This window comes from Streptomyces sp. WMMC500, assembly GCF_027497195.1.
GTDB lineage: Bacteria > Actinomycetota > Actinomycetes > Streptomycetales > Streptomycetaceae > Streptomyces.
Genome location: NZ_CP114905.1, coordinates 4,368,720 through 4,388,481, shown reverse-complemented (window position 1 = coordinate 4,388,481; position 19,762 = coordinate 4,368,720). Strand labels below are relative to the sequence as shown.

Sequence of the window (19,762 nt, the reverse complement as noted above, 5' to 3'; positions counted from 1 at the left end):
TACCCGGCCCGCGGCCGAGATCCGCGTACGCGCGCTACGTGCCGGGCTCCGGCGGCAGGATCGTGGCGGAGGCGGCGGGGAGGTCGACGGTGACCGTGCGGGTGGAGGTGCGGACTGTTGTCCGTACCGCGGTGTTCGTGAGGTTGAAGACCGCGAGGTAGCCGTCCGCGAGGGCGGCGGTGACGCCCGGGGTGTCGGTGGTCGGAGGCGGGGTGGCGGCCAGGGCGCGGGTGCGGGTGGCGCGCTGGGCCGGGTAGCCCTCGGCGACCAGCGGCGCGGGCGGGCCGGCGGAGAGCGTGGCGGAGGTGGCCGTCACGCGGATCGGGTGGCCCGCGCCGCGTACGACGAAGCCGGCGCGGTCGTCGACGTTCAGCCAGTTCCCCGCGAAGTCGTGCGCCGCGGGCACCGCCGCCGCGTCGCGCCAGGCGGCGCCGTCCGCGGACACCTGCACGCGGTACTCCGCGCCGTACGCCGCCTCCCACCCCAGCCGTACGCGGTCCACCCGGTGTTCCGCGCCCAGGTCCACCGCCAGCCAACTGTCCGCCCGCGGGCGCTCCGCCCGGGCGACCGCCCAGCGGGTGGCGGGGTCGCCGTCCGTGGCGTGCCGCGGCGGGTACGCGGGGTCGGCCGACGAGGCGGTGACGGGACGGCCGCGGGCCAGGTCGGCGCCGGGGCCGGGATCGGGGCCGGTTCCGGGGGCGTACGCCTCGACGTGCCAGAGGGAGTAGCCGTACTGCGTCGCGGGCCGGGCGCCGAGGATCCGTACGTGCCGCGCCGTGACGGCCGGGAAGCGCACCTCGTCCACGCCGCCGTCGCCCCCGTCCGGGGCCAGGGTGACGCTGCCGCCGGGGCCGTGGAACGTACGGTCGCCGTCGAGGCCGCGTACGCCCGGCATGGCCAGCGCGTGCAGCCGCAGCCGCCCCTCGTCGGCGGCCAGCCCCGACGTGGCGTACACGACCGCCCCGGTGGGCAGCGTCGCGTAGCCGGCGCTGCCTGCGGCGAAGCGCAGCACGGTGGCCGAGCCGTCGAAGCCGTCGGCGGCGCGCGTGTAGCGGGCGACCCGCCGGCCGGTGACGGCAAGCCCGGTGCCCGGCAGGAACGCGGGCGCCGCGCCCGAGACGTCGAAGAGCCAGTCGTCGTGCTCGGGCAGGAACGCGAACTTCACGTGGCCCGCCTTGCTGACCGCCAGCGCCAGCGCCCGCGCCGACTGGTGCCCGACCAGGCCCACTTCGGCGCCGTAATCCGTCGCCCCGGCCACGCTCGCCCAGTAGCGGGTCTCGCTCACCGGCCGTACGTCGCCGTGCAGCCGGTCGCGCCAGACGTGCAGCAGATAGGCGGTCGCCAGCTCCGCGCGCGCCTCCGGCTCGTACTTCGGCTCGCCGCTGAACTTCGTCAGCCGGTTCTCCGGCGGGTACGCGAGATACGGCTCCAGATGCGCGGCGAGCATCCGCTCGGAGCGGGCGACGTACGGGTCGGCCTGGCCCATCCGGCGCCAGGTCAGGGGGAGTACGTCGCGGCCGTAGAGGTGGTAGCGGTCGGCCACCATGGGATGCGAGGACAGCCCGGCGGCGGTACCGAGGTGGGTCATCGTGCGCCAGAGGCCGTCGGCGTTCGGCTGGAGGGAGAGCACGTCGGGCAGCGGGGCGCCGGCGATGAGGAAGTGCAGGGCGTTGCGCCCGGGGTACGCGCCGGTCGACTGCTGGTACATGGGCGCGTAGGTGCCGTGGTTCTCCACGACGTGACCCTCGTACATGTTCTGCGCGGTGTTCCATTCAAACACCGGACGGCCGTCGATCTGTGTGTCGTTGTCGCGGTCCGCGGAGGGCAGGCCGGTCATGTTCGACAGCCACCGCGTCAGCCACTCGCGCCAGCCGGCGGCGTCCGGGTGCCCCCGGTGGTACGCGAGCCCGGTCGCCAGTGGCATCGACTTCGCGCCCATCTCCTCGATCTTCGAGTCCCCGCGGTAACCGCCCGCGAGCCCGTTCGACGACCACCCTCCGCTGCGCGGATCCTCCCCGTCACCCAGGCCCGCGACGTACTGCGCGCCGCGGACGGCGATGGCGTCGACGTGCGCGCGGGTGGCGGCGTCGAGTTCGGCCCAGAGCAGCCGGGCGGCGGCGACGAAGTACGACTCGAACGTCCCGTCCCAGAACACCCGCCCGCCCCACTCGTACCCGCCGCCACCCCAGCTCGCGTCGGTGGCCCAGAAGTTCGTGGCGGCGAAGTGCCGGATGGTGCGGACGGTGTGATCGGCGAGCGTCTCCCGGTCCACACCCGCGAGGTCCGCGTCGTACGTACCGTGAGTGAGCAGCACGGCATTGCCCAGCACACTCACGAAGCCGAAGTCGGCAAGGGGATACCGCCCCGCGGCGGCATCCCACCGCGTCTCGACCCAGCGGGTGTGACGCAGGAGCAGCCGGTGATAGAGCACCGCCTCGGGACTCGCGGCGGAGGCGGCGACGCCGATACCGGGCGCGGCAAGGGCGAGCCCGGCGGCGGTGGCGGTAGCGCCGCCGGCGAGGAGAAACCGCCTGCGAGGGAAGGGAATCGGGGTCGCCATACCGGGAAGCCTCCCGTCGCCGCGGTCCGGGGCCCCGACTGTAACCGCTTGCTGCCTCGGCGGAATAGATCGCGCCGGGGCGGGGGCACGAGCGCCGCCCGCCTCGTCACGGGGCGTGCTCCGGGTAGGGCACGGCGCCCGCCGGGTGGCGAGGGCCGGTCACTGGGGGGTCGGTGAGAGGCGCGGGTCAGCCGTGGCGCTTGGCGAACTCCACGAGACCGGCGAATGCTTCGCGGGTGAGCGTGAGGTGCGGGCCGTGCGGGTCTTTGCTGTCACGGACCAGGAACTCACCCGTCGCACGCGCGTGGTCGGGCGCCCACTGGACGCACTGACCTCCCTGGCCATCGCTGTACGTGCTGCTGATCCAGCGCATGTCACGCGGTTCGGGTGTGCTGCTCATTCGCGTGCTCCTCCGTGATCGAGTGGATGAGGCGCAGCGACCGGTCCTCCGACTCGGTCGACGCGCGCATTCGATCGTACGTGTCCGTCCACTCACGCACAGCAGTCGCGGAGTCGTTCACGTACCCGTGCCCGGTCGTCTCCGAGTACAGGACTGCTGCCCCGTCGGCCTGCGTCAGCAGGGTGAATTGCAGCCCCGACATGGGTGCACCCGCCGTGAACCGGAGGACCTGCAAGGAGACATGAGGGCTCGCGGCCATCGTGAGCAAGTGCTCAAGCTGCTCCACCATGACGGCTCGGCTGCCGACGACCGTCCGCAGGACGGATTCGTGAAGGATTACCGTGCTTGATCTGCGCATCCGCCTCGCGTGGATTCGCTGCCCGGTAGACCGCTTCGGCGTACTCCGCAGTCTGGAGCGCGCCCATGACGAATGCGTTCGAGTAGTCCTCGATCTTCGCCGCGGTCCTCTCCAACTCGACGTACGGGATGAACCACTCCGGATGCCCCTGCTTGCTCAGCTTGGCCCGAAGCCGCCCGTCGACGCCCTCGCCGACGAGTGGGGCACCTCCGCCCGCACGGGCCCCGGCACCGCCCCTCTGGCCCGAGCGACCAGCACGTGAAACCTCCCCGGAGGTCTGCGTGCCCGATGCGTGCCCGATCGGGTGGGGAACCACGAGTCCAGCAGGACCGAGAGGGACGGTCGGATGGCTTTGGTCTTGCCGCAGGTCAGGAGCAAGATCCGAGACCATCCACCGGTGATTCCCGAGCTGGGAGCGCGGGTTCGATTCCCGTCGCCCGCTCTCCCATGAAGACCCAGGTCACAGACCTGGGCCTTGCTGGTTGTCTGAGCCCCTCGGTGCAGCTCGGAGTTACGGGACGGGGATCATCTCTGCGGCCACGCCAGGTAGTTCATCGAACTTCGCTTTGGCGTCGGTGGTCATCACCGTCCGGTTCGTGGCAATCGCCGTCGCCGCGATGATCAGGTCGTGCGCACCGCGCGGCTTGCCCAGCCTCCGCGTGTACGCCAGCAACCGGGCATGCACCCGCGCCACATCCAGCGTGTAGTCATCCACCGGGACTATGGCGAGCACCGCGTCGACGAATCCCTGACGGCGGCGTGTGGTCAACTCGTCCGCCGCGAGTTCCACGCCCTGCAGCAGTTCAGCCGCCGTGACGGCAGCGATGGTGATGTCGTCATCCCGGGCGCGCAACAGCCTGGCCAGCTCAAGCCGGCCGCGATCGACCGCAGCAAGGACACCGGTGTCGAGGATTACTCTTCCCACGGGTGCTCCAGAGTCAGCAGCTCACGGGTCTCCAGCACATCGGACGCGAAGTCCTCGTCGAGAGCCGCGGCGTGCGCTTCCAGCACCTCGGCAAGCGCAGCGCCGTTCCCGCTGGGTGCTGGCCCGAGGATCGCCAGACGTCTGCCGTTGCGGGTGATCACGATGGTTTCCCCATGCTCCGCCTGGTCCAGCACCGAAGCGAAGCTCCGGGAAGCTTCGCTTGCGCTCATCATCCTCATGAATTCAGAATATCAGAAACACGCTGGTAAATGACGCCCGCGGCCTTCGCATCGTCGACGCCCTCGCCGACAAGTGGGGCACCTCCGGCCGCACGGGCCCGGCAGAGCCGTCTGGGCCTCGTTCAAGACCCCCGGCGTTCTGGATCCATAGGCGTCCGGACTGATCTTCCCCGGCGGTCAAGGCGCGCGCTAGATTTGCCGTGCGTCATCGAATGCCGGTGCCCATCACCGCATATCCACAGGCCAGGCAGGAGAGGTCTGAGGGCGCAGCCGCACCGTCGCCACCGGGCAATCGAGTTCAACAAGTTCCTGGTCACGATCGACAAGGCTGTGCCCGCCGGCCTCGACGCCCATCTGGTCTGTGACAACTACGCCTCATCCGCCGCGGCGTCCGCACCTCCGTGAAGGCCCTTGAGCAGGACATCAGGGCATGGACGACCGCCCGTCACGCACCCGACCAGGTCCACCGGCTTTCACTGGCCCGTCCCGCAGGCGTCACCGTGCCTCCCGGTGGCCGTTCCTGCGACTGACTACACAGGTCGGCGTCACAAGCTACGACAGGAGCACCCCCTCATGGCGATTCCCAGGCGCACCCTCCTGCGGTCCGGCCTGTTCGCGGGCACGGGCGCCGCGGCCTCCTCCCTTTCCCTCCCCACCGCCCTTGGCGCACCCGCGTTCGTACGCCGCGACCGGCCGGCGGTCTCGCACGGCGTGCAGACCGGCGACGTCACGGCGAACAGCGCCATCGTGTGGACGCGCGCCGACCGGCCCGCGCGGATGCTGGTCGAGGTGAGCCGCCGCCCCGACTTCCGGCACTCGCTGACCGTGCCGGGGCCCCTCCTGACCCCCGACAGCGACCTCACCGGCCGCGTCCGGCTGCGGGGCCTGCCAGCCGGCCGCGAACTGCACTACCGCGTCCGGCTCGCTGACCCGTACAACGCCGCCGTCACCGGCGAGCCGGCCACCGGGCGGCTGCGCACCGCTCCGCAGCGCCGCGACGACGTCCGCTTCCTGTGGTCCGCCGACCTCGCCGGCCAGGGCTGGGGCATCAACCCGGACGTCGGCGGCTACCGCATCTTCCGGGCCATGGCGGAGCGCGACCCGGACTTCTTCCTGTGCAGCGGCGACTTCTGGTACGCGGACGGGCCGCTCGCCGAGACGGTGACCCTGCCCGACGGCCAGGTCTGGCGGAACGTCGTCACGCCGGAGAAGGCGAAGGTCGCCGAGACCCTCGCCGAATACCGAGGCCAGCACAAGTACAACCTGATGGACGACAACCTCCGCGCCTTCGTGGCGACGGTGCCGATGATCAACCAGTGGGACGACCACGAGGTGCTCAACAACTGGTATCCCGGCGAGATCCTCACCGACACCCGCTACGCCGAGAAGCGGGTGGACGTCCTGGCGGAGCGGGCCCGGCAGGCGCTCTTCGAGTACCTGCCCCTGGAGCACCGGCCGCGCACCGAGGGGCGGGTGCACCGCGTCGTCCGGTACGGGCCGCAGTTGGACGTCTTCGTCCTGGACATGCGCACCTACCGGGACGCCAACGGCCCCAACGACGCCCCGGCACCCGACACCGGCATCCTGGGCGCGGAGCAGGCGGCGTGGCTGAAGCGTGAGCTGGCCGCTTCCCGGGCCACCTGGAAGGTGATCGCCGCGGACATCCCCCTGGGCCTGGTCGTGCCGGACGGAACCGCCCACGAGGGCGTGGCCCAGGGCAACGGCGGCGCGCCGCTGGGGCGGGAAGCGGAGATCGCCGGGGTGCTGTCGTTCATCCGCCGCCGGCGGGTCACGAACACCGTGTGGCTGACCGCCGACGTCCACTTCACCGCTGCCCACTACTACGACCCCGGGAAGGCGGTTTTCCAGGACTTCGCCCCCTTCTGGGAGTTCGTGTCGGGCCCGCTCAACGCCGGCGTGGCCCCGGAGCCCAACCCGCTGGACGCCACGTTCGGCCCGGAGGTGCGGTTCGCCGCCCACGCGGAGAGCGCCGCCAAGAGCAGCCCGCTGTACGGAAACCAGTTCTTCGGAGAGGTGGACATCGACGGCTCCACCGCCGTGATGACGGTCCGCCTGCGCGACGCGGACGGCGCGGTGCGCTACAGCGTCGACCTGGAACCCCGGGACTAGTGTCCTGCGCCCTCGGCTACTCGCCGACCTCGGAGTCCCGGGGGACTTCCGCCGGGTCGGCGGGGCGGGAGCGGGTGAGGTACTGGGGTACGGGGGTGCGGTTGTCGCCGGTGTCGCGGACGAGCCCGTAGCGGACGATGCCCGCCTGCGGGTCCGGCGCCGTGCGCAGGTCGAGTTCGACGTCCTCGTAGGTGGTGGGCTGGATGATGAGGTTGTAGTCCGCGCCGCGCTCGTTCTGGTTGAGGGTGACCGTGCCGTCGAGCCAGAAGTACTCGTTCTGCCACATCTGCTGGGTGCCCGCGGGCAGCACCGTGTAGCCGATGGCCGGCGAGCCCATCCAGGTCTCGTCCGGGCTGCCCGGCTTCAGGTCGTCCATCCGCCGGCCGCCCCCGGACGCGACGTGGAAGAGCCTCCCCTCCAGGCCGGTCCAGGAGGCCATGACCAGGCCGCCGGGGCGTTGCACGGGCAGGATCTGCCAGCGGAGCCGCACGTATCCGGTGCCGCGCAACGTCGCGGTCTCTCCCCGGTGGGTGAGGTTGACGCTGGGGCCGCCGGTGCTGGTCAGGCCGCGGTCCGCGCGGCGGGGGAGCGGGCCCGGCGGGCGGCCGGGGTCGGGGGCCTCGTCGACGGCGTCGACGACGCTGCCGTAGCGGGCGGCGGGGCGTGGAGACGGGGGCTCGGTGGTCGCGGTCGGGCGGGGGGAGGGGGGTGCGCTCGTCGGGGGCGGGGTGTCGGGCCGGGCGGGCGGCGCCGGGGAGGACGTCGAGGGTGCGGCGCTGCGCGGCGGCGGGTCTGCGGGCCGTTCGTAGACCAGCAGCGCCGCACCACCCGCCGCGAGTGTCGCCCCGGCCGTGACCGCCGCGGCCGGCTTGCCCAGCGCCGCGAGCACCTTGGCCGACCAGCCGGTGGTGACGAGGGCCGCCGAGGCGCTCTTGCCGCCCAGCGCCAGGGAGAGGGCGAATCCCGTGGGCAGCGGCACCAGGGCCAGGCCCACCAGCAGCCTCTCCGCCGGCACGATCCCCCGGCGCGGCGCCCCGCAGCGGGGGCAGCCGCGGATGTGGCGGGCCAGTCGCTTGCGCCAGACGGAGACGGGCCTGCCGTCCCAGGGCGCGAGCAGGGCACGCAGGTCGGCGCAGTGCACCTGCTGCGGCCCCGCCAGCACCCGCACGATGCCGCGCGCCGTCTCCAGCCGCTCCTTCATCCGCTGGACGCGCACGGCGGCGTGTGCCCGGCTGACACCGAGCGCCGCGGCGAGGTCGCGCCGGCTCAGCTCGCCGGCGACCTCCAGCCACCACAGGGCCAGGAGTTGGCGGTCCTCGTCGTCCAGCCAGCGCGCCGCCTCCGCGACCTCGCGCCGCTGCCCCTGCAGGTGCAGCCGCGCCACGGTGAGATCGGCGAAGTCCGCCGCCCCGGCCGGAAGGGCGGCGGGTTCGGCGGCGGGCGCGGCGGCGTGCGCGGCCTCCGCCGCCCGCCCGCGGCGCCGGGCCCGCTCCCGTATCTGCCGCATCGTGATCGCGACCAGCCAGGAGCGGAAGCGGTCCGGCTCGCGCAGCGAGGGCAGCCGGTGTACGACGCGGAGCATCGTCTCCTGGACGACGTCGTCGACGTCGGCGTGACCACCCAGCGCCCGGCCGACGATGTTGTAGACGAGCGGCAGCCACCCGGCCACCAGGCGGTCCATCGCCGCCCGGTCACCGGACTGCGCAGCCGTGATGACCGCGTGCCACTCCCGCGCCTCCACCGTCACTCCCCTCGCATGCGAGCCGTCCCGGCGAAGGTCATTTGGCGTAGAGGAGCGTACCGAAGCCGAGTTGGTCGTAGCCGCCGCTGTTGGGGCCGTAGTCCCCGCCGCCGCCCTCGGGACGGACCTGCTCGGCGATGGCCGTGAGGTACGGCACGGACTGCCCGCGGCGGCGGGCGTAGTGGTAGTGCAGCATGTCCCACACCGGGCGGGCCTGGCCGCGGCTCGCCGCGGAGATGACGGTGTGCGACCGCTGGGCGCAGTTCTGCCCGGTGCCCCAGGTGTACGTGGTGAAGGGAACGTCCTGCCCGAGGTTGTACTTGGCGACGTACTGGGCGGCCTTCATGAACCGGTTGCCGTCGTGACCGTAGAGGTCGACGCCCTGGCTCCAGGCCATCTCGCAGATCGCCCCCGCCTGGCCCATGCCCATGACGGTGTGGCCCTGGTCGCGGCCGGACTCCTGCCACTGCGCGAGCCCCTCGTCGTCGTACACGAACGGAATGGCGTGCGGGAGGGAGCCGTTGCCCTCCCCCGTCTTCATGTACTCGACGGCGCGGTCGAACACGGCCTGATCGTCGCAGAGGATGCCGGTCGCCATGACGGAGGCGACGGTGCACAGGTCCCAGTTGGCCCAGTAGTTGGTGATGCAGGCGTCGTTGTGGTTGACCAGGAAGCTGTCGTTGAGGGGGAGGAAGACGTCGGTCATCATCTGCTGGAACCGCGCGAGCTCGAAGCCGGGGTAGTCGCGCATCAGCTCGGCGGCGTTAGCGAACTGCCAGCCGTAGATGCCGGCGGCCAGGAACCGGTCCGCGTTGCCCGTGACCGTCTTCAGCGTGCCCGACCAGGCGTTGAGGATGTCGCGGGCGGTGTCACCGTGCTCGTGGGTACCGCCGATGTGCCAGCGCAGGGCGTTCTGGTACGCGGCGTGGATGTCGTTGTACAGGACGGTGTAGTTCTGGCCCGTGCCGCCGCGCACGACCGTCTCCAGCGGGCGGGGGGCCCACCCGCTCTGGGCGTGCGGGTTGGCGGTCAGCCGCCGCCAGCCGGAAAGCCACGGCTCGTCGCCCGCGGCCACCCGGACCCTGGCCCGGTTCAGCTCGCCGTAGGCGTGCAGCATGCCGGGGTGGGTGAAGGCCGCGGCCCCGGCCCGCGGGTCGGATGCGGCCCCGGTGTCGGGCGCCGCCCCGGCGGAGTCTCCGCCCCACGCGAGGGCGACGCTGCCGGCGGCCCCTGTCGCGGCCAGCCCGCCGGCGATCTGCAGCACGCTGCGGCGGCTCATGCGGTGTGCGTTGTGGTGACCCATGGACGGCTCCTGTGAGTGGGGGGAGTGATGGCCGTGCGCACGAACACCACAGGAGACGGCACCGGGGTGCCGGCGATAACAGTTTTTCGCGCGCCCGTCCCGCGCGGCCGGCCCGCCGCCGCCCTTATTCGACGCGGCTGAGGTCCATGGTCCAGTTGGTGCGCCAGGTGACCTCCCCGTCGTACGAGAACGCCTGCTCCCACCGGGCCGCGTCGCGGGAGGCGTTGGTCCACTCGAACCGGACCTTTACTGCTTGACCGCCCAGGACGTCGTCGCAGTAGAACCGGCCCACGCCGTCGCTGAAGGCCCCTTCCATGGCGGGATCGAGGTGCCCGGGCCGGGTGCTGGAGGCCCACCAGATCCGCCAGAGCTTGGCGTCCGGGTCGAACAGGCGCAGCGTGAAACCCTCGAACTCGTCGGTCCGTATCCGGTCGACGTGCCCCAGCCCGCCCATGATCGGCTCGATCGCCGCCGTCGCGTCGAACTCGATCCAGTCCTCGCATGCCACGTCGGTCACGTCGACCAGCTTGCGGTTGCGCACCCGCCAGCGGCCGAAGAGGAAATCGAAGTCAGCGCGTCCGTCGGTCGGAACAACAGAACCCATGGGGAGACTCCTTGCCGGGACACCGTCCCCACACCGCAGGCGAAGGACGCACGTACAGAGATGCCGAGGCTACGTCCCGGCACTGACACGGCCCGCCGGGCGGTGTGGGGACGCCCGCCCCGCCGCCGGGGGCGCAACCCACCGCCGCGGAACGGGCGAGCGAACAGAAAGTGTCGGAGATGGCTCCGGGATGAACAGTGGCCGGACTCTTCCGGCAGTCCTGGCAGCCCTCCGTACCCGCCAGCACCCTGGGTCTCCTCCCAACTACTCGTCGGTGCAAGGGGATTCGGGTGACGCCGCGGTGAGCGAAAGAGCCGAGCAGTGGATTGCGATTCTCAGCCTCGCGTTCCCCGTCCTGGCGTTCCTGTGGGAGTTCGCCATCTTCGGCCGCAAGCGGCTCGGCTACCGCGTGCAGATGGACACGCTCGCCGCCGACGCCGCCAACAAGCCGTACGCCGGGGTGCTGGGGGACATGCAGCACGACGGGCATCAGCTCAAGGATCCCTCGTTCGTCCTGCTGCGCATCGAGAACGCCGGGTCGACGAAGATCGTCTCCGACGACTACCTCGCCGACCCGGCCGATCACCACGGCATCAAGGTCACCTTCCGGAACCGCCGGGTCACGGCCGTGGTCCTCACCGACCCGAGCGACGAGTTCCTGCGCGACTTCTTCTTCGAGGTACGGACCGAAGGCGACAGCGTCCGCGAGGTCCTCGCCAAACCGGGCTTCCGCCGCCACAACGACGACACGGAGCGTACGGGCACCATCCAGTTGCCGAAGGTGACGCTGCCCCGCGGGTCCGAGTACAAGGTGCTCGTCGTGCTGGAGCGCTGGCCCGACGACGAGGGGCGGGACCGCTTCCCGGCCCCGATCGTCCAGGGGACCGACGGGCTGGACCGGTGGTACGACCCGGTGGTGCGGTTCCTGCGGCTGCGGGCGACCAGGACCGAGAGCCACGTCTTCGCGTCGCGGCCCGCCTGGTGGGCCGTCTGGATCCTGATCGCGGCCGTCGTCGTGCAGGCGTCCTTCACGCTCTTCGTCCGCGACGACGGCCGCAGGCCCCCGCTGGGCTGCGTCGACGGCACCCTGTACCTGCACGGCTCCACCGCCTTCGAGCCCGCCGTACGGGCCGCCGCCGCCGACTACGTCAAACGGTGCGAGGGGGCGGACGTGTCGATTCCGCTGGAGGAGGAGACCTTCCGCGGCAGCACCGACGGGGTCACGGAGCTGGAAGAGGCGGGCGCTGACGCGAAGATCCCGGTCGGCAAGGGGCTCCGCAACCACCTGGCCTTCACCGACGGCCTCGCCTCCGACGGCCACCCCCGGCTGATCCCCAGGCCGATCGCCTTCTCCGTGTTCACCCTGGTCGTCAACAAGGACGCGGGCGTGGAGAACCTGACGCGGGACCAGATCAAGGGCATCTTCAGGGGCGACTACAAGAACTGGAGGGAACTGCGCGGCAACCCGGTGCCCATCCACGTGGTCAACCGCGAACCCGGCTCCGGGACCCGCGGCACCCTCGTCGCCAAGGTGCTCGACGGCGACGAGCCGGCGCAGTTCACCGAGACCGACTGCGCCGCCATGGACGCGCGGGAGTACGACCGCTGCGAGGTCAGCGGTACGGACACGATGCTGGACACGGTCGCCGCCAGGCCCGGCGGCATCGGCTACAGCGAGGCCGCCGGCGTCGGCGACCACCCGGGGTCCGGCAGCCTCGTGAAGGTGAAGATGGACGGCAGGGACCCGACGGTCAAGGGCGTCGAGGACGCCGGCTACCCGTACTGGCAGACCGAGTACGCGTACACCTACGGCGACCCCCCGGCCGGCTCGATCGCCGCGGAGTTCCTGAACTTCCTCACCCAGAAGACCGGCCGCGACATCCTGGCCGACAAGCGCCACGGCCTGTGCTCCGAGACGGAGAACACGGAGAAGTGCCGCCCGGTCTGACCGGCACACGCACATGCGAGGTCTTTCCGGGGACGGGCTGGCGTCTGCGAGCTGACTGCCGGTTCTCATCCCGCAGGTGCGGCATTATCATCGACCCATGCACACGTACCGGATCGGCGACGCCGCCGCCCTGCTCGGCGTCAGCGCCGACACCGTCAGGCGCCTGGTCGACGCCGGCAAGCTGACCGCCGGTCGCGACGAGGCGGGGCGGCGGATCATTCCCGGGGAGGCCCTCGCGGCGTACGCGCGGGAGACGCACCGCGGGGCGCGCGAGTCCACCGGGTCCTCCGCCCGCAACCGCTTCGCCGGGATCGTCACCGACGTGCACATGGGGGACGTCTCGGCGCAGGTGGAGATCCAGGCGGGGCCGTTCCGGGTGGTGTCGATGGTCAGCCGGGAGTCGGCCGAGGAACTGGAGCTGGCGCCGGGCGTTCCGGCGGTGGCGGTGATCAAGTCGACCAACGTGGTCGTCGAACGACCGTAGACGTCGGGGAGTGGACCTGTGATGACGCGTAGCGGCAACCGCCGCACCCTGGGGGCGGCCGGCGCCGCCGCCCTGCTGGCCCTCGGCGCCTGCTCCGACTCCGGCGACGACCCGGGCTCCGGCACCGACGACGGCCCGGGGGCCTCCGGTGAGGTGTCCGGCGAGGTCACCGTCTTCGCCGCCGCCTCGCTCACCGAGAGCTTCGAGAAGCTCGGCGCGCGGTTCGAGGAGAAACACCCCGGTACGAAGGTGACGTTCAGCTTCGGCGGCAGCGACGCCCTGGCCGCGAGCATCACCGGCGGCGCCCCCGCCGACGTCTTCGCCTCCGCCAGCCCCGCGACGATGGACATCGTCACGGACGCCGGTGCCGCCGCCGGCACCCCCGACACCTTCGTCCGCAACCAACTGGAGATCGCCACCCCGCCCGGCAACCCCGACGGGATCGCGTCGCTCAAGGACCTCACCGACTCCGGCCTGAAGGTGGTGCTCTGCGACGAGGCGGTGCCCTGCGGGGCCGCCGCGCAGCAGGCCCTGGACGCGGGCGGGCTGAAGCTCACCCCCGTGTCGTACGAGGAGGACGTCAAGTCCGCCCTCAACAAGGTGGTGCTGAAGGAGGCGGACGCCGCGGTCGTCTACCGGACGGACGTCCGGGCCGCCGGCGGCAAGGTCGCGGGCGTGGACTTCCCCGAGTCGGCCGACGCGGTCAACGACTACCCGATCACGCTCCTCCAGGACGCACCGAACGCCGCCGCGGCCGAGGCTTTCGTCGACCTGGTGCGGTCCGCGGAGGGGCAGAAGGTGCTGAGCGCGGCCGGGTTCCTCAAGCCATGACGTCCCCCTCCGCCGCGGGCGGGGGCCCGGCGGCGGACACCCTGGCCGGCGGCCCCGCCCCGCGCCCCGGGCGCCGCCCCCGCAAGCGCTACGGGTCGCGCTCCCGGCCCCGCTCCCCCGGCCGCGGGGGCGCGCCGCTGCCGCTGCTCGTACCGGCGCTGCTCGGCCTCGCGTTCCTGGTCCTGCCGCTCTTCGCGCTGCTGCTGCGCGCCCCGTGGAGCAGCATGCCGGAGCTGCTGACCAGCACCGAGGTGTGGCAGGCGCTGCGGCTGTCGCTGGTGTGCGCGACGGCGGCGACCGCGCTGAGCCTGGTCGTCGGGGTGCCGCTGGCGTGGCTGCTGGCGCGGGTGGAGTTCCCGGGGCGCGGGCTCGTGCGGGCGCTCGTGACGCTGCCGTTGGTGCTGCCGCCGGTGGTCGGCGGCGTGGCGCTGCTGATGGCGCTGGGGCGCAACGGGGTCGTCGGGCGGTGGCTGGACGACTGGTTCGGGGTCACGCTGCCGTTCACGACCGCGGGGGTGGTGGTCGCCGAGGCGTTCGTGGCGATGCCGTTCCTCGTCATCGCGGTCGAGGGCACGCTACGGGCCGCGGACCCCCGCTACGAGGAGGCCGCCACCACTCTCGGCGCCTCCCGCTTCACCGCGTTCCGCCGCGTCACCCTGCCGCTCGTCGCGCCGGGCATCGCAGCCGGGGCGGTGCTGGCGTGGGCGCGGGCGCTGGGGGAGTTCGGCGCCACCATCACGTTCGCGGGCAACTTCCCGGGGCGTACGCAGACGATGCCGCTGTCCGTCTATCTCGCGCTGCAGAGCGACCCGGAGGCGGCCATCGCGCTGAGCCTGGTGCTGCTGGCGGTGTCGGTGGCGGTGCTGGCGGGGCTGCGGGACCGCTGGATGACGTCGGCATGAGCGACGAGAGCGCAGGCGGGAAGAACGTCGGCGGGGAGAACGCAAGCGGGGAGAACGGGGCGTACGGGCTCGACGCCCGGCTCGTGGTCGAGCGCGGCGCCTTCCGGCTCGACGTGGCGCTCACCGCCCGCCCCGGCGACGTCCTCGCGCTCCTCGGCCCCAACGGCGCCGGCAAGACCACCGCCCTGCGCGCGCTCGCCGGCCTCGTCCCGCTGACCGACGGGCATCTGCGCCTCGACGCCGCCGCGTTGGACCGTACGCCGCCGGAGGACCGTCCGGTCGGGGTCGTCTTCCAGGACTACCTGCTCTTCCCCCACCTCAGCGCCCTGGACAACGTCGCGTTCGGGCCGCGCTGCCAGGGCGCGACCAAGGCCGCGGCCCGCGCCGAGGCCGCCGCCTGGCTGGCCCGGATGGACCTCGCCGAGCACGCCGCCGCCAAGCCCCGGCGGCTCTCCGGCGGCCAGGCCCAGCGCGTCGCCCTCGCCCGCGCCCTGGCCACCCACCCCCGGCTGCTGCTCCTCGACGAACCGCTGGCCGCCCTCGACGCCCGTACGCGCCTCGACGTCCGCGCCGAGCTGCGCCGCCACCTCGCCGACTTCGAGGCCGTCGCCGTGCTCGTCACCCACGATCCCCTGGACGCGATGGTGCTGGCCGACCACCTCGTGGTCATCGAGGACGGCCACGTCGTGCAGCAGGGCGCCCCCACCGACATCGCCCGCCACCCGCGTACCGACTACATCGCCCACCTCGTGGGCCTCAACCTCTACCGGGGATCGGCCCGCGGGCACGCCGTCGACCTCGACGGCGGCGCGGCCATCACCACCGCGGACGACCTCACGGGACCGGTCTTCGTCGCCTTCCCGCCCAGCGCCGTGACCCTGCACCGGGACCGCCCCACCGGCTCCAGCGCCCGCAACATATGGCGCTGCGCGGTCGCCGGCATGGAAACCCACGCCGACCGGATCCGCGCCGACCTCACCGGCGAACTCCCCCTGGCCGCCGACCTGACGACCACCGCCGCCGCCGAACTCGGCCTCCACCCGGGCGCCACGGTCTGGGCGGCCGTCAAGGCGACCCAGACCCACGCCTACCCGGCCTGACCGCACGGCAGGGGTTCGCCTACTCGTCGTCCGGCTTCTTCCGGTTCACCTTCGGCGGCTGCGGCGAACTCGCCGCCTCCGCCTCGGCCTTGGCCTCGCTCACCGCCGCGTCGGCCTCCTTCGCGGCCTCGACGGCCGCCGTCACCGCGTCGAGCGCGGGCGGCGGGGCCGCGGTCAGCTCCGGAGTCCCGGTCCCGCCCTGGTCGGAGCCCTTCTCCGCGTCCTTGGCCGAGTCCGTGCCCGTCTCCGCGCCCTTCTCCGTCGCCGCGGCCGTCGCCCCCTCGGCCTGCGCGGCCTGGGGCAGGCCGGGCGCCGACCTGTCGCCGAAGGCCGTGGTGACGGTGCGTACCGCCTCGGTCAGCTCGCCGGGTATCACCCAGAAGGTGTTGTTGTCGCTGTTCGCCAGGTGCGGCAGCGTCTCCAGGTACTTGTAGGCGAGGATCTTCGGGTCGGCGTTGTTGCGGTGGACGGCCTGGAAGACGCGCTCCACGGCCTGCGCCTCGCCGTCCGCCCGCAGGATCATGGCCTGCTGCGTGCCCTGCGCCTCCAGGATGTCGCTCTGCTTCGTGCCCTCCGCGGTGAGGATCTTGGCCTGCCGCTCGCCCTCGGCGTGCAGGATGGCGGCGCGCTTGTCGCGCTCGGCGCGCATCTGCTTCTCCATCGCCTCTTTGATGCTGTGCGGCGGGTCGATGGCCTTGATCTCGACGCGGTTGACGCGGATGCCCCACTTGCCGGTGGCGTCGTCGAGGACGGTACGAAGCCGGGCGTTGATCTCCTCGCGCGAGGTGAGCGTCTCCTCCAGGTCCATGCCGCCGATGACGTTCCGCAGCGTGGTGACGGTGAGCTGGTCGATGGCCTGGAGGTAGTCGGAGACCTCGTACGCCGCCGCCCGCGGGTCGGTGATCTGGTAGTAGAGCACGGTGTCGATGTTGACGACGAGGTTGTCCTCGGTGATCACCGGCTTGGGGTCGGACGAGTAGACCTGCTCGCGCACGTCCAGCTTGGTGTTGACGCGGTCCGCGACCGGCAGGACGAAGTTCAGGCCGGGCTGCAGCGTCCGGCGGTACCGGCCGAAGCGCTCGATGTTGTAACGGCGCGCCTGTGGCACGACCCGCACGCTGGAGGCCACGAGAAAGACGACGACCAGCGCCGCCAGGAGCATCGGGATGACAACCGGGTCCACGCTTCCTCCGTTGGCTGTGCGTTCGGCGGTTCAGGGGGAGTTCAAGGGGCGGCTTCGCAGTTCAGGGGAGCAGTTCGCGGGGGTAGACGACGGCGGTGGCGCCCTCGATCTCCATGACCTCGACCAGCGCTCCCACCGGGATCACCGCGGTCTCGTCGAAGGCGCGGGCGGACCACTCCTCCCCGGAGAGCTTGATCAGCCCGCGGGTCGCGGTGACCTCCTGGACGACCTCGGCCCGCTTGCCGAGCAGCGCGTCGCTGCCGTCCCGGGTCAGCGGCGTCTGCCCCATGTGCTTGAGCGCGACGGGACGGACGACGACCAGCCCCGCTGCCGCCGCCGCCCCGAGGGCCACGAACTGACCGAGCGCCCCCACGCCCACCCCGGCCACCACGGCGGCCACCATCGCGGCGCCGGCCAGCAGTCCGAAGACGAGCGTCATCGTGAAGAACTCGGCGGCGCCGAGCGCCGCGGCGGCGAGCAGCCAGACGAACCACGACATCGCGTCAGCCTCCCTCGGGGGACTGCCCTCCAACGTACCTTCCCGGCCTGCCGGACAGAACAGACGAGTCGCAGGCGGCTACGGGTCCGTAGCCGAAACGACACCGGGGCGTGAGCGGCACCGCTGCACCGCGGCACCGCTCACGCCCCGGCGCGTGCGGCGTCCGGCAGCAGCCGGGGGACGAGGCGTACGTAGATCACCATGCCGGCGACCTCGACCAGGGTCTGGGCGACCACGACCACCGCGGCGGCGGCCAGCGGGTCGGGCAGCGCGAGGGCCAGCGGGAGGACGACGAGGGAGTTGCGGGTGGCGCCGGTGAAGACGATCGCGCGGCCGGCGGGGACGTCGAGGCGGAACAGCCGGGCGACGCCGAGGCCGGCGACGGCCATCGCGGCGAGGAAGAGGACGTAGAACGGCACCACGCGGGCCACGTCGCCGACGCCGTCGTCCAGCTTGGGCACCTGGGACGCGACGACGATCGCGAGGGTCGCGGCCATCAGCGGCACCATCGCGGTGCCCGCTGCGCCGGCGGTCCGCCGCCCGGCCGGGCGGCGGGCGGCCCACGCCTGGGTGAGCCAGGCCAGGGCGAGGGGGAGGGCGATGAGGACGGCGAACGCCTCGACGAACGGCCCGGCCTCGACGACGTCGGCGAGGCCGGAGCCCAGGAAGAGGTAGAGGTAGCCGGGCAGCAGGACCATCTGCGCGAGGAGCAGCAGGGGGGTGGCGGCCAGGAGCCGCCGGCTGCTGCCGCCGGCGAGGCCGGTGAAGACGATCACGTAGTCGACGCAGGGGGCGAGCAGGACGAGCAGGACGCCCATGCGGACGGCCCGCTCGCCGGGGAGGAAGGCGAACATCGCCGCGACGACCAGCGGCACGACGACGAAGTTGACGACGAGCGCGGCGGCGAGGAACCGCCCGGCGCGCAGGGAACGCAGCAGTTGGGCGGCGGGCACCTGGAGGAACGTCACGTACAGCAGGGCGGCGAGCACGGGGTTGATGGCGTGCTCGAGCCCGGGCCCGGCCCCGGGCGCGAACCACCCGACGAGCCCGCCGGCGGCGAGGGCGCCGAGGTAGACGGCGACCTGGTGCTGCTCCATGGCGGCGACGAGGCCGGCCGGCTCCGCCACGGGCGCTCCTTGCGGGGTGGGGTGGGGTGGGGCGTACACCCTCGACGGTAAACGGCCGGGGCGGCGGCGGGTGCGGGTGCGGTCATGGCCGAGGCGGCAACGGTCCCGGACACCGGTCCCATGACCGACGACGTAGCGCAGCGCCCTGCGCAGGGCGCTGCGCTACGCCGGCCGCCGGGGCGGGGAGTGAGCGAGGCGCCTCACGCGCACCGCCTCACGCCCACTCCTCAGGCCCGGCCTCCCTCGGCGGCGGCGCAGCAGCCGCACGCCTCGGCCGGCTTCCCGGCCGCGGCGGCCGGGACGGGGCAGCAGGCTTCGCCCCGCCAGGCGTTGCGGCCCTCCCGCACGGCGACGGCGGCGATGACGAGGGCGGCGACCGGGTCGGCGAAGGCCCAGCCGGCGGTCGCGTTGAGGACGAGACCGAGCAGCAGCACGGCCGACAGGTAGGTGCACAGCAGGGTCTGCTTGGAGTCGGCCACGGCGCTGGCGGAGCCGAGTTCGCGGCCCGCGCGGCGCTGCGCGGCGGACAGGAACGGCATGATCGCCAGCGACAGCGCGGCCAGCACGATGCCGGGTACGGACGGCTCCGCCTCGGTGCCGCCGGCCAGGGCGCGTACGGCGTCGACGGCGACGTACGCGGCGAGGGCGAAGAACGACACCGCGACGATCCGCAGCGTCCGCCCCTCCCGGGCCTGCCGGACGGCGGGGTCGGAGGCGGAGAACTGCCAGGCGAGGGCGGCGGCGGAGGAGACCTCGACGACGGAGTCCAGCCCGAAGCCGATCAGCGCGCCGGAGGAGGCGAGGACCCCGGCGGTCAGCGCGACGGCGGCCTCCACGACGTTGTACGCGATCGTCGCCGCGACCAGCAGCCGTATCCGGCGGGCGAGCAGGGCCGCCCGGACCGGACCGGGGCCGATGCCGATGCCGATGCCGGTGCCGGTGCCGACGTGCACCGCCATCGTCAGCAGCACCCTTCGGTGTCGGCGTCCGGGCAGGTCCGGTCGGTCTCCACGGCGATGACGGCGGTCCGCAGGTCGTCCAGCGCGTGCCCGAGCCGGGCGTCGGCGAGTTCGTACCGCATCCGCCGCCCGTCGGGCGCGGAGACGACGAGCCCGCAGTCGCGCAGGCACGTCAGGTGGTTGGAGAGCCGGGTCCGGGAGATCCCGAGCGCGTCGGCCAACTCGGCGGGGTAGCCGGGGGCGTCGCGCAGGGCGAGCAGGACGCGGCAGCGGATGGGGTCGGCGAGGGCGCGGCCGAAGCGGGCCAGCACGTCGATGTCCGTGGCGGTGGTCAGCACCCTCCGGACGATACAGCGAATCCTGGATTCAGGGAAGCGTGGACTAAGGGGACCCGCGTCGGGCCGCCCGCCGCCCGGCGCCGGGCAGGGGCCGCCCGGCGTGCGCGGTGGACGGGGGGCGCACGGCGTGC

Annotated in this window: 18 protein-coding genes and 1 pseudogene; 6 read left to right on the top strand and 13 right to left on the bottom strand. The window is 72.9% G+C overall.

Annotated elements, in window-relative coordinates; genetic code table 11:
- Nucleotides 1-34: 34 nt before the first annotated feature.
- From O7599_RS18775 to O7599_RS18755, 5 genes and pseudogenes are all read right to left on the bottom strand, one after another.
- A complete protein-coding gene (locus O7599_RS18775) occupies nt 35-2,560 on the bottom strand; it encodes a discoidin domain-containing protein (RefSeq protein WP_281616755.1) in 2,526 nt (841 codons plus the stop codon).
- A 187-nt stretch (nt 2,561-2,747) separates the two neighbouring features.
- Entirely contained in the window at nt 2,748-2,960 is a 213-nt protein-coding gene (locus O7599_RS18770; protein WP_281616754.1) for a DUF397 domain-containing protein, read from the bottom strand.
- Nucleotides 2,935-3,385: pseudogene (locus tag O7599_RS18765) on the bottom strand (DUF5753 domain-containing protein). The gene O7599_RS18770 and the pseudogene O7599_RS18765 overlap by 26 nt, the downstream one beginning before the upstream one ends.
- A 444-nt stretch (nt 3,386-3,829) precedes the next feature.
- A complete protein-coding gene (locus tag O7599_RS18760) occupies nt 3,830-4,243 on the bottom strand; it encodes a PIN domain-containing protein (RefSeq protein ID WP_281616753.1) in 414 nt (137 codons plus the stop codon).
- Nucleotides 4,231-4,482 (bottom strand): type II toxin-antitoxin system prevent-host-death family antitoxin, encoded by a 252-nt coding sequence (locus tag O7599_RS18755; RefSeq protein ID WP_281616752.1) that lies wholly within the window; start codon nt 4,480-4,482, stop codon nt 4,231-4,233. The genes O7599_RS18760 and O7599_RS18755 overlap by 13 nt, the downstream gene beginning before the upstream one ends.
- 573 nt (nt 4,483-5,055) lie before the next feature.
- Here O7599_RS18755 and O7599_RS18750 point away from each other — a divergent pair.
- Nucleotides 5,056-6,612 (top strand): alkaline phosphatase D family protein, encoded by a 1,557-nt coding sequence (locus tag O7599_RS18750; RefSeq protein WP_281616751.1) that lies wholly within the window; start codon nt 5,056-5,058, stop codon nt 6,610-6,612.
- A gap of 16 nt (nt 6,613-6,628) precedes the next feature.
- On the opposite strand, the gene O7599_RS18745 is transcribed toward O7599_RS18750, so the two are convergent.
- The 3 genes from O7599_RS18745 to O7599_RS18735 form a co-directional block, all read right to left on the bottom strand.
- Nucleotides 6,629-8,353 (bottom strand): sigma-70 family RNA polymerase sigma factor, encoded by a 1,725-nt coding sequence (locus O7599_RS18745; RefSeq protein WP_281616750.1) that lies wholly within the window; start codon nt 8,351-8,353, stop codon nt 6,629-6,631.
- Nucleotides 8,354-8,390: 37 nt separating this feature from the next.
- Nucleotides 8,391-9,656 (bottom strand): alginate lyase family protein, encoded by a 1,266-nt coding sequence (locus O7599_RS18740; protein WP_281616749.1) that lies wholly within the window; start codon nt 9,654-9,656, stop codon nt 8,391-8,393.
- Nucleotides 9,657-9,780: 124 nt separating this feature from the next.
- A complete protein-coding gene (locus O7599_RS18735; RefSeq protein ID WP_281616748.1) occupies nt 9,781-10,260 on the bottom strand; it encodes a hypothetical protein in 480 nt (159 codons plus the stop codon).
- 301 nt (nt 10,261-10,561) lie between these two features.
- On the opposite strand from O7599_RS18735, the gene O7599_RS18730 reads away from it, so the two are divergent.
- The 5 genes from O7599_RS18730 to O7599_RS18710 all read left to right on the top strand — a co-directional run bounded on the left by O7599_RS18730 (nt 10,562) and on the right by O7599_RS18710 (nt 15,525).
- Nucleotides 10,562-12,208: a substrate-binding domain-containing protein gene (locus O7599_RS18730; RefSeq protein WP_281616747.1), complete on the top strand. Its 1,647-nt coding sequence runs from the start codon at nt 10,562-10,564 to the stop codon at nt 12,206-12,208.
- Nucleotides 12,209-12,305: 97 nt separating this feature from the next.
- A complete protein-coding gene (locus O7599_RS18725) occupies nt 12,306-12,692 on the top strand; it encodes a helix-turn-helix transcriptional regulator (protein ID WP_281616746.1) in 387 nt (128 codons plus the stop codon).
- Between the two features lie 21 nt (nt 12,693-12,713).
- Nucleotides 12,714-13,523 (top strand): molybdate ABC transporter substrate-binding protein, encoded by an 810-nt coding sequence (gene modA, locus O7599_RS18720; protein WP_281616745.1) that lies wholly within the window; start codon nt 12,714-12,716, stop codon nt 13,521-13,523.
- Nucleotides 13,520-14,425 (top strand): ABC transporter permease, encoded by a 906-nt coding sequence (locus tag O7599_RS18715; RefSeq protein ID WP_281616744.1) that lies wholly within the window; start codon nt 13,520-13,522, stop codon nt 14,423-14,425. The genes modA and O7599_RS18715 overlap by 4 nt, the downstream gene beginning before the upstream one ends.
- Entirely contained in the window at nt 14,422-15,525 is a 1,104-nt protein-coding gene (locus tag O7599_RS18710; protein ID WP_281616743.1) for an ABC transporter ATP-binding protein, read from the top strand. The genes O7599_RS18715 and O7599_RS18710 overlap by 4 nt, the downstream gene beginning before the upstream one ends.
- A gap of 19 nt (nt 15,526-15,544) precedes the next feature.
- Here O7599_RS18710 and O7599_RS18705 read toward each other — a convergent pair whose 3' ends face one another.
- The 5 genes from O7599_RS18705 to O7599_RS18685 all read right to left on the bottom strand — a co-directional run bounded on the left by O7599_RS18705 (nt 15,545) and on the right by O7599_RS18685 (nt 19,631).
- Entirely contained in the window at nt 15,545-16,708 is a 1,164-nt protein-coding gene (locus O7599_RS18705; RefSeq protein ID WP_281616742.1) for an SPFH domain-containing protein, read from the bottom strand.
- Nucleotides 16,709-16,769: 61 nt separating this feature from the next.
- Nucleotides 16,770-17,207, bottom strand: a complete 438-nt coding sequence (locus O7599_RS18700) for an NfeD family protein (RefSeq protein ID WP_281616741.1) — start codon at nt 17,205-17,207, stop codon at nt 16,770-16,772.
- Nucleotides 17,208-17,347: 140 nt separating this feature from the next.
- Entirely contained in the window at nt 17,348-18,304 is a 957-nt protein-coding gene (locus O7599_RS18695) for a bile acid:sodium symporter (protein ID WP_281623432.1), read from the bottom strand.
- Nucleotides 18,305-18,561: 257 nt separating this feature from the next.
- A complete protein-coding gene (locus tag O7599_RS18690) occupies nt 18,562-19,293 on the bottom strand; it encodes a cation transporter (RefSeq protein WP_281616740.1) in 732 nt (243 codons plus the stop codon).
- 2 nt (nt 19,294-19,295) lie between these two features.
- Entirely contained in the window at nt 19,296-19,631 is a 336-nt protein-coding gene (locus O7599_RS18685) for a metalloregulator ArsR/SmtB family transcription factor (protein WP_281616739.1), read from the bottom strand.
- Between the last annotated feature and the right edge of the window lie 131 nt (nt 19,632-19,762).

Excerpts from the sequence above, each read along its gene's own strand:
- O7599_RS18775 (WP_281616755.1), bottom strand. The coding sequence starts at position 2,560 with ATGGCGACCCCGATTCCCTTCCCTCGCAGGCGGTTTCTCCTCGCCGGC.
- O7599_RS18770 (WP_281616754.1), bottom strand. The coding sequence starts at position 2,960 with ATGAGCAGCACACCCGAACCGCGTGACATGCGCTGGATCAGCAGCACG.
- O7599_RS18755 (WP_281616752.1), bottom strand. The coding sequence starts at position 4,482 with ATGAGGATGATGAGCGCAAGCGAAGCTTCCCGGAGCTTCGCTTCGGTG.
- O7599_RS18750 (WP_281616751.1), top strand. The coding sequence starts at position 5,056 with ATGGCGATTCCCAGGCGCACCCTCCTGCGGTCCGGCCTGTTCGCGGGC.
- O7599_RS18740 (WP_281616749.1), bottom strand. The coding sequence starts at position 9,656 with ATGGGTCACCACAACGCACACCGCATGAGCCGCCGCAGCGTGCTGCAG.
- O7599_RS18735 (WP_281616748.1), bottom strand. The coding sequence starts at position 10,260 with ATGGGTTCTGTTGTTCCGACCGACGGACGCGCTGACTTCGATTTCCTC.
- O7599_RS18725 (WP_281616746.1), top strand. The coding sequence starts at position 12,306 with ATGCACACGTACCGGATCGGCGACGCCGCCGCCCTGCTCGGCGTCAGC.
- modA (WP_281616745.1), top strand. The coding sequence starts at position 12,714 with ATGACGCGTAGCGGCAACCGCCGCACCCTGGGGGCGGCCGGCGCCGCC.
- O7599_RS18715 (WP_281616744.1), top strand. The coding sequence starts at position 13,520 with ATGACGTCCCCCTCCGCCGCGGGCGGGGGCCCGGCGGCGGACACCCTG.
- O7599_RS18710 (WP_281616743.1), top strand. The coding sequence starts at position 14,422 with ATGAGCGACGAGAGCGCAGGCGGGAAGAACGTCGGCGGGGAGAACGCA.
- O7599_RS18700 (WP_281616741.1), bottom strand. The coding sequence starts at position 17,207 with ATGTCGTGGTTCGTCTGGCTGCTCGCCGCCGCGGCGCTCGGCGCCGCC.
- O7599_RS18695 (WP_281623432.1), bottom strand. The coding sequence starts at position 18,304 with ATGGAGCAGCACCAGGTCGCCGTCTACCTCGGCGCCCTCGCCGCCGGC.
- O7599_RS18690 (WP_281616740.1), bottom strand. The coding sequence starts at position 19,293 with ATGGCGGTGCACGTCGGCACCGGCACCGGCATCGGCATCGGCATCGGC.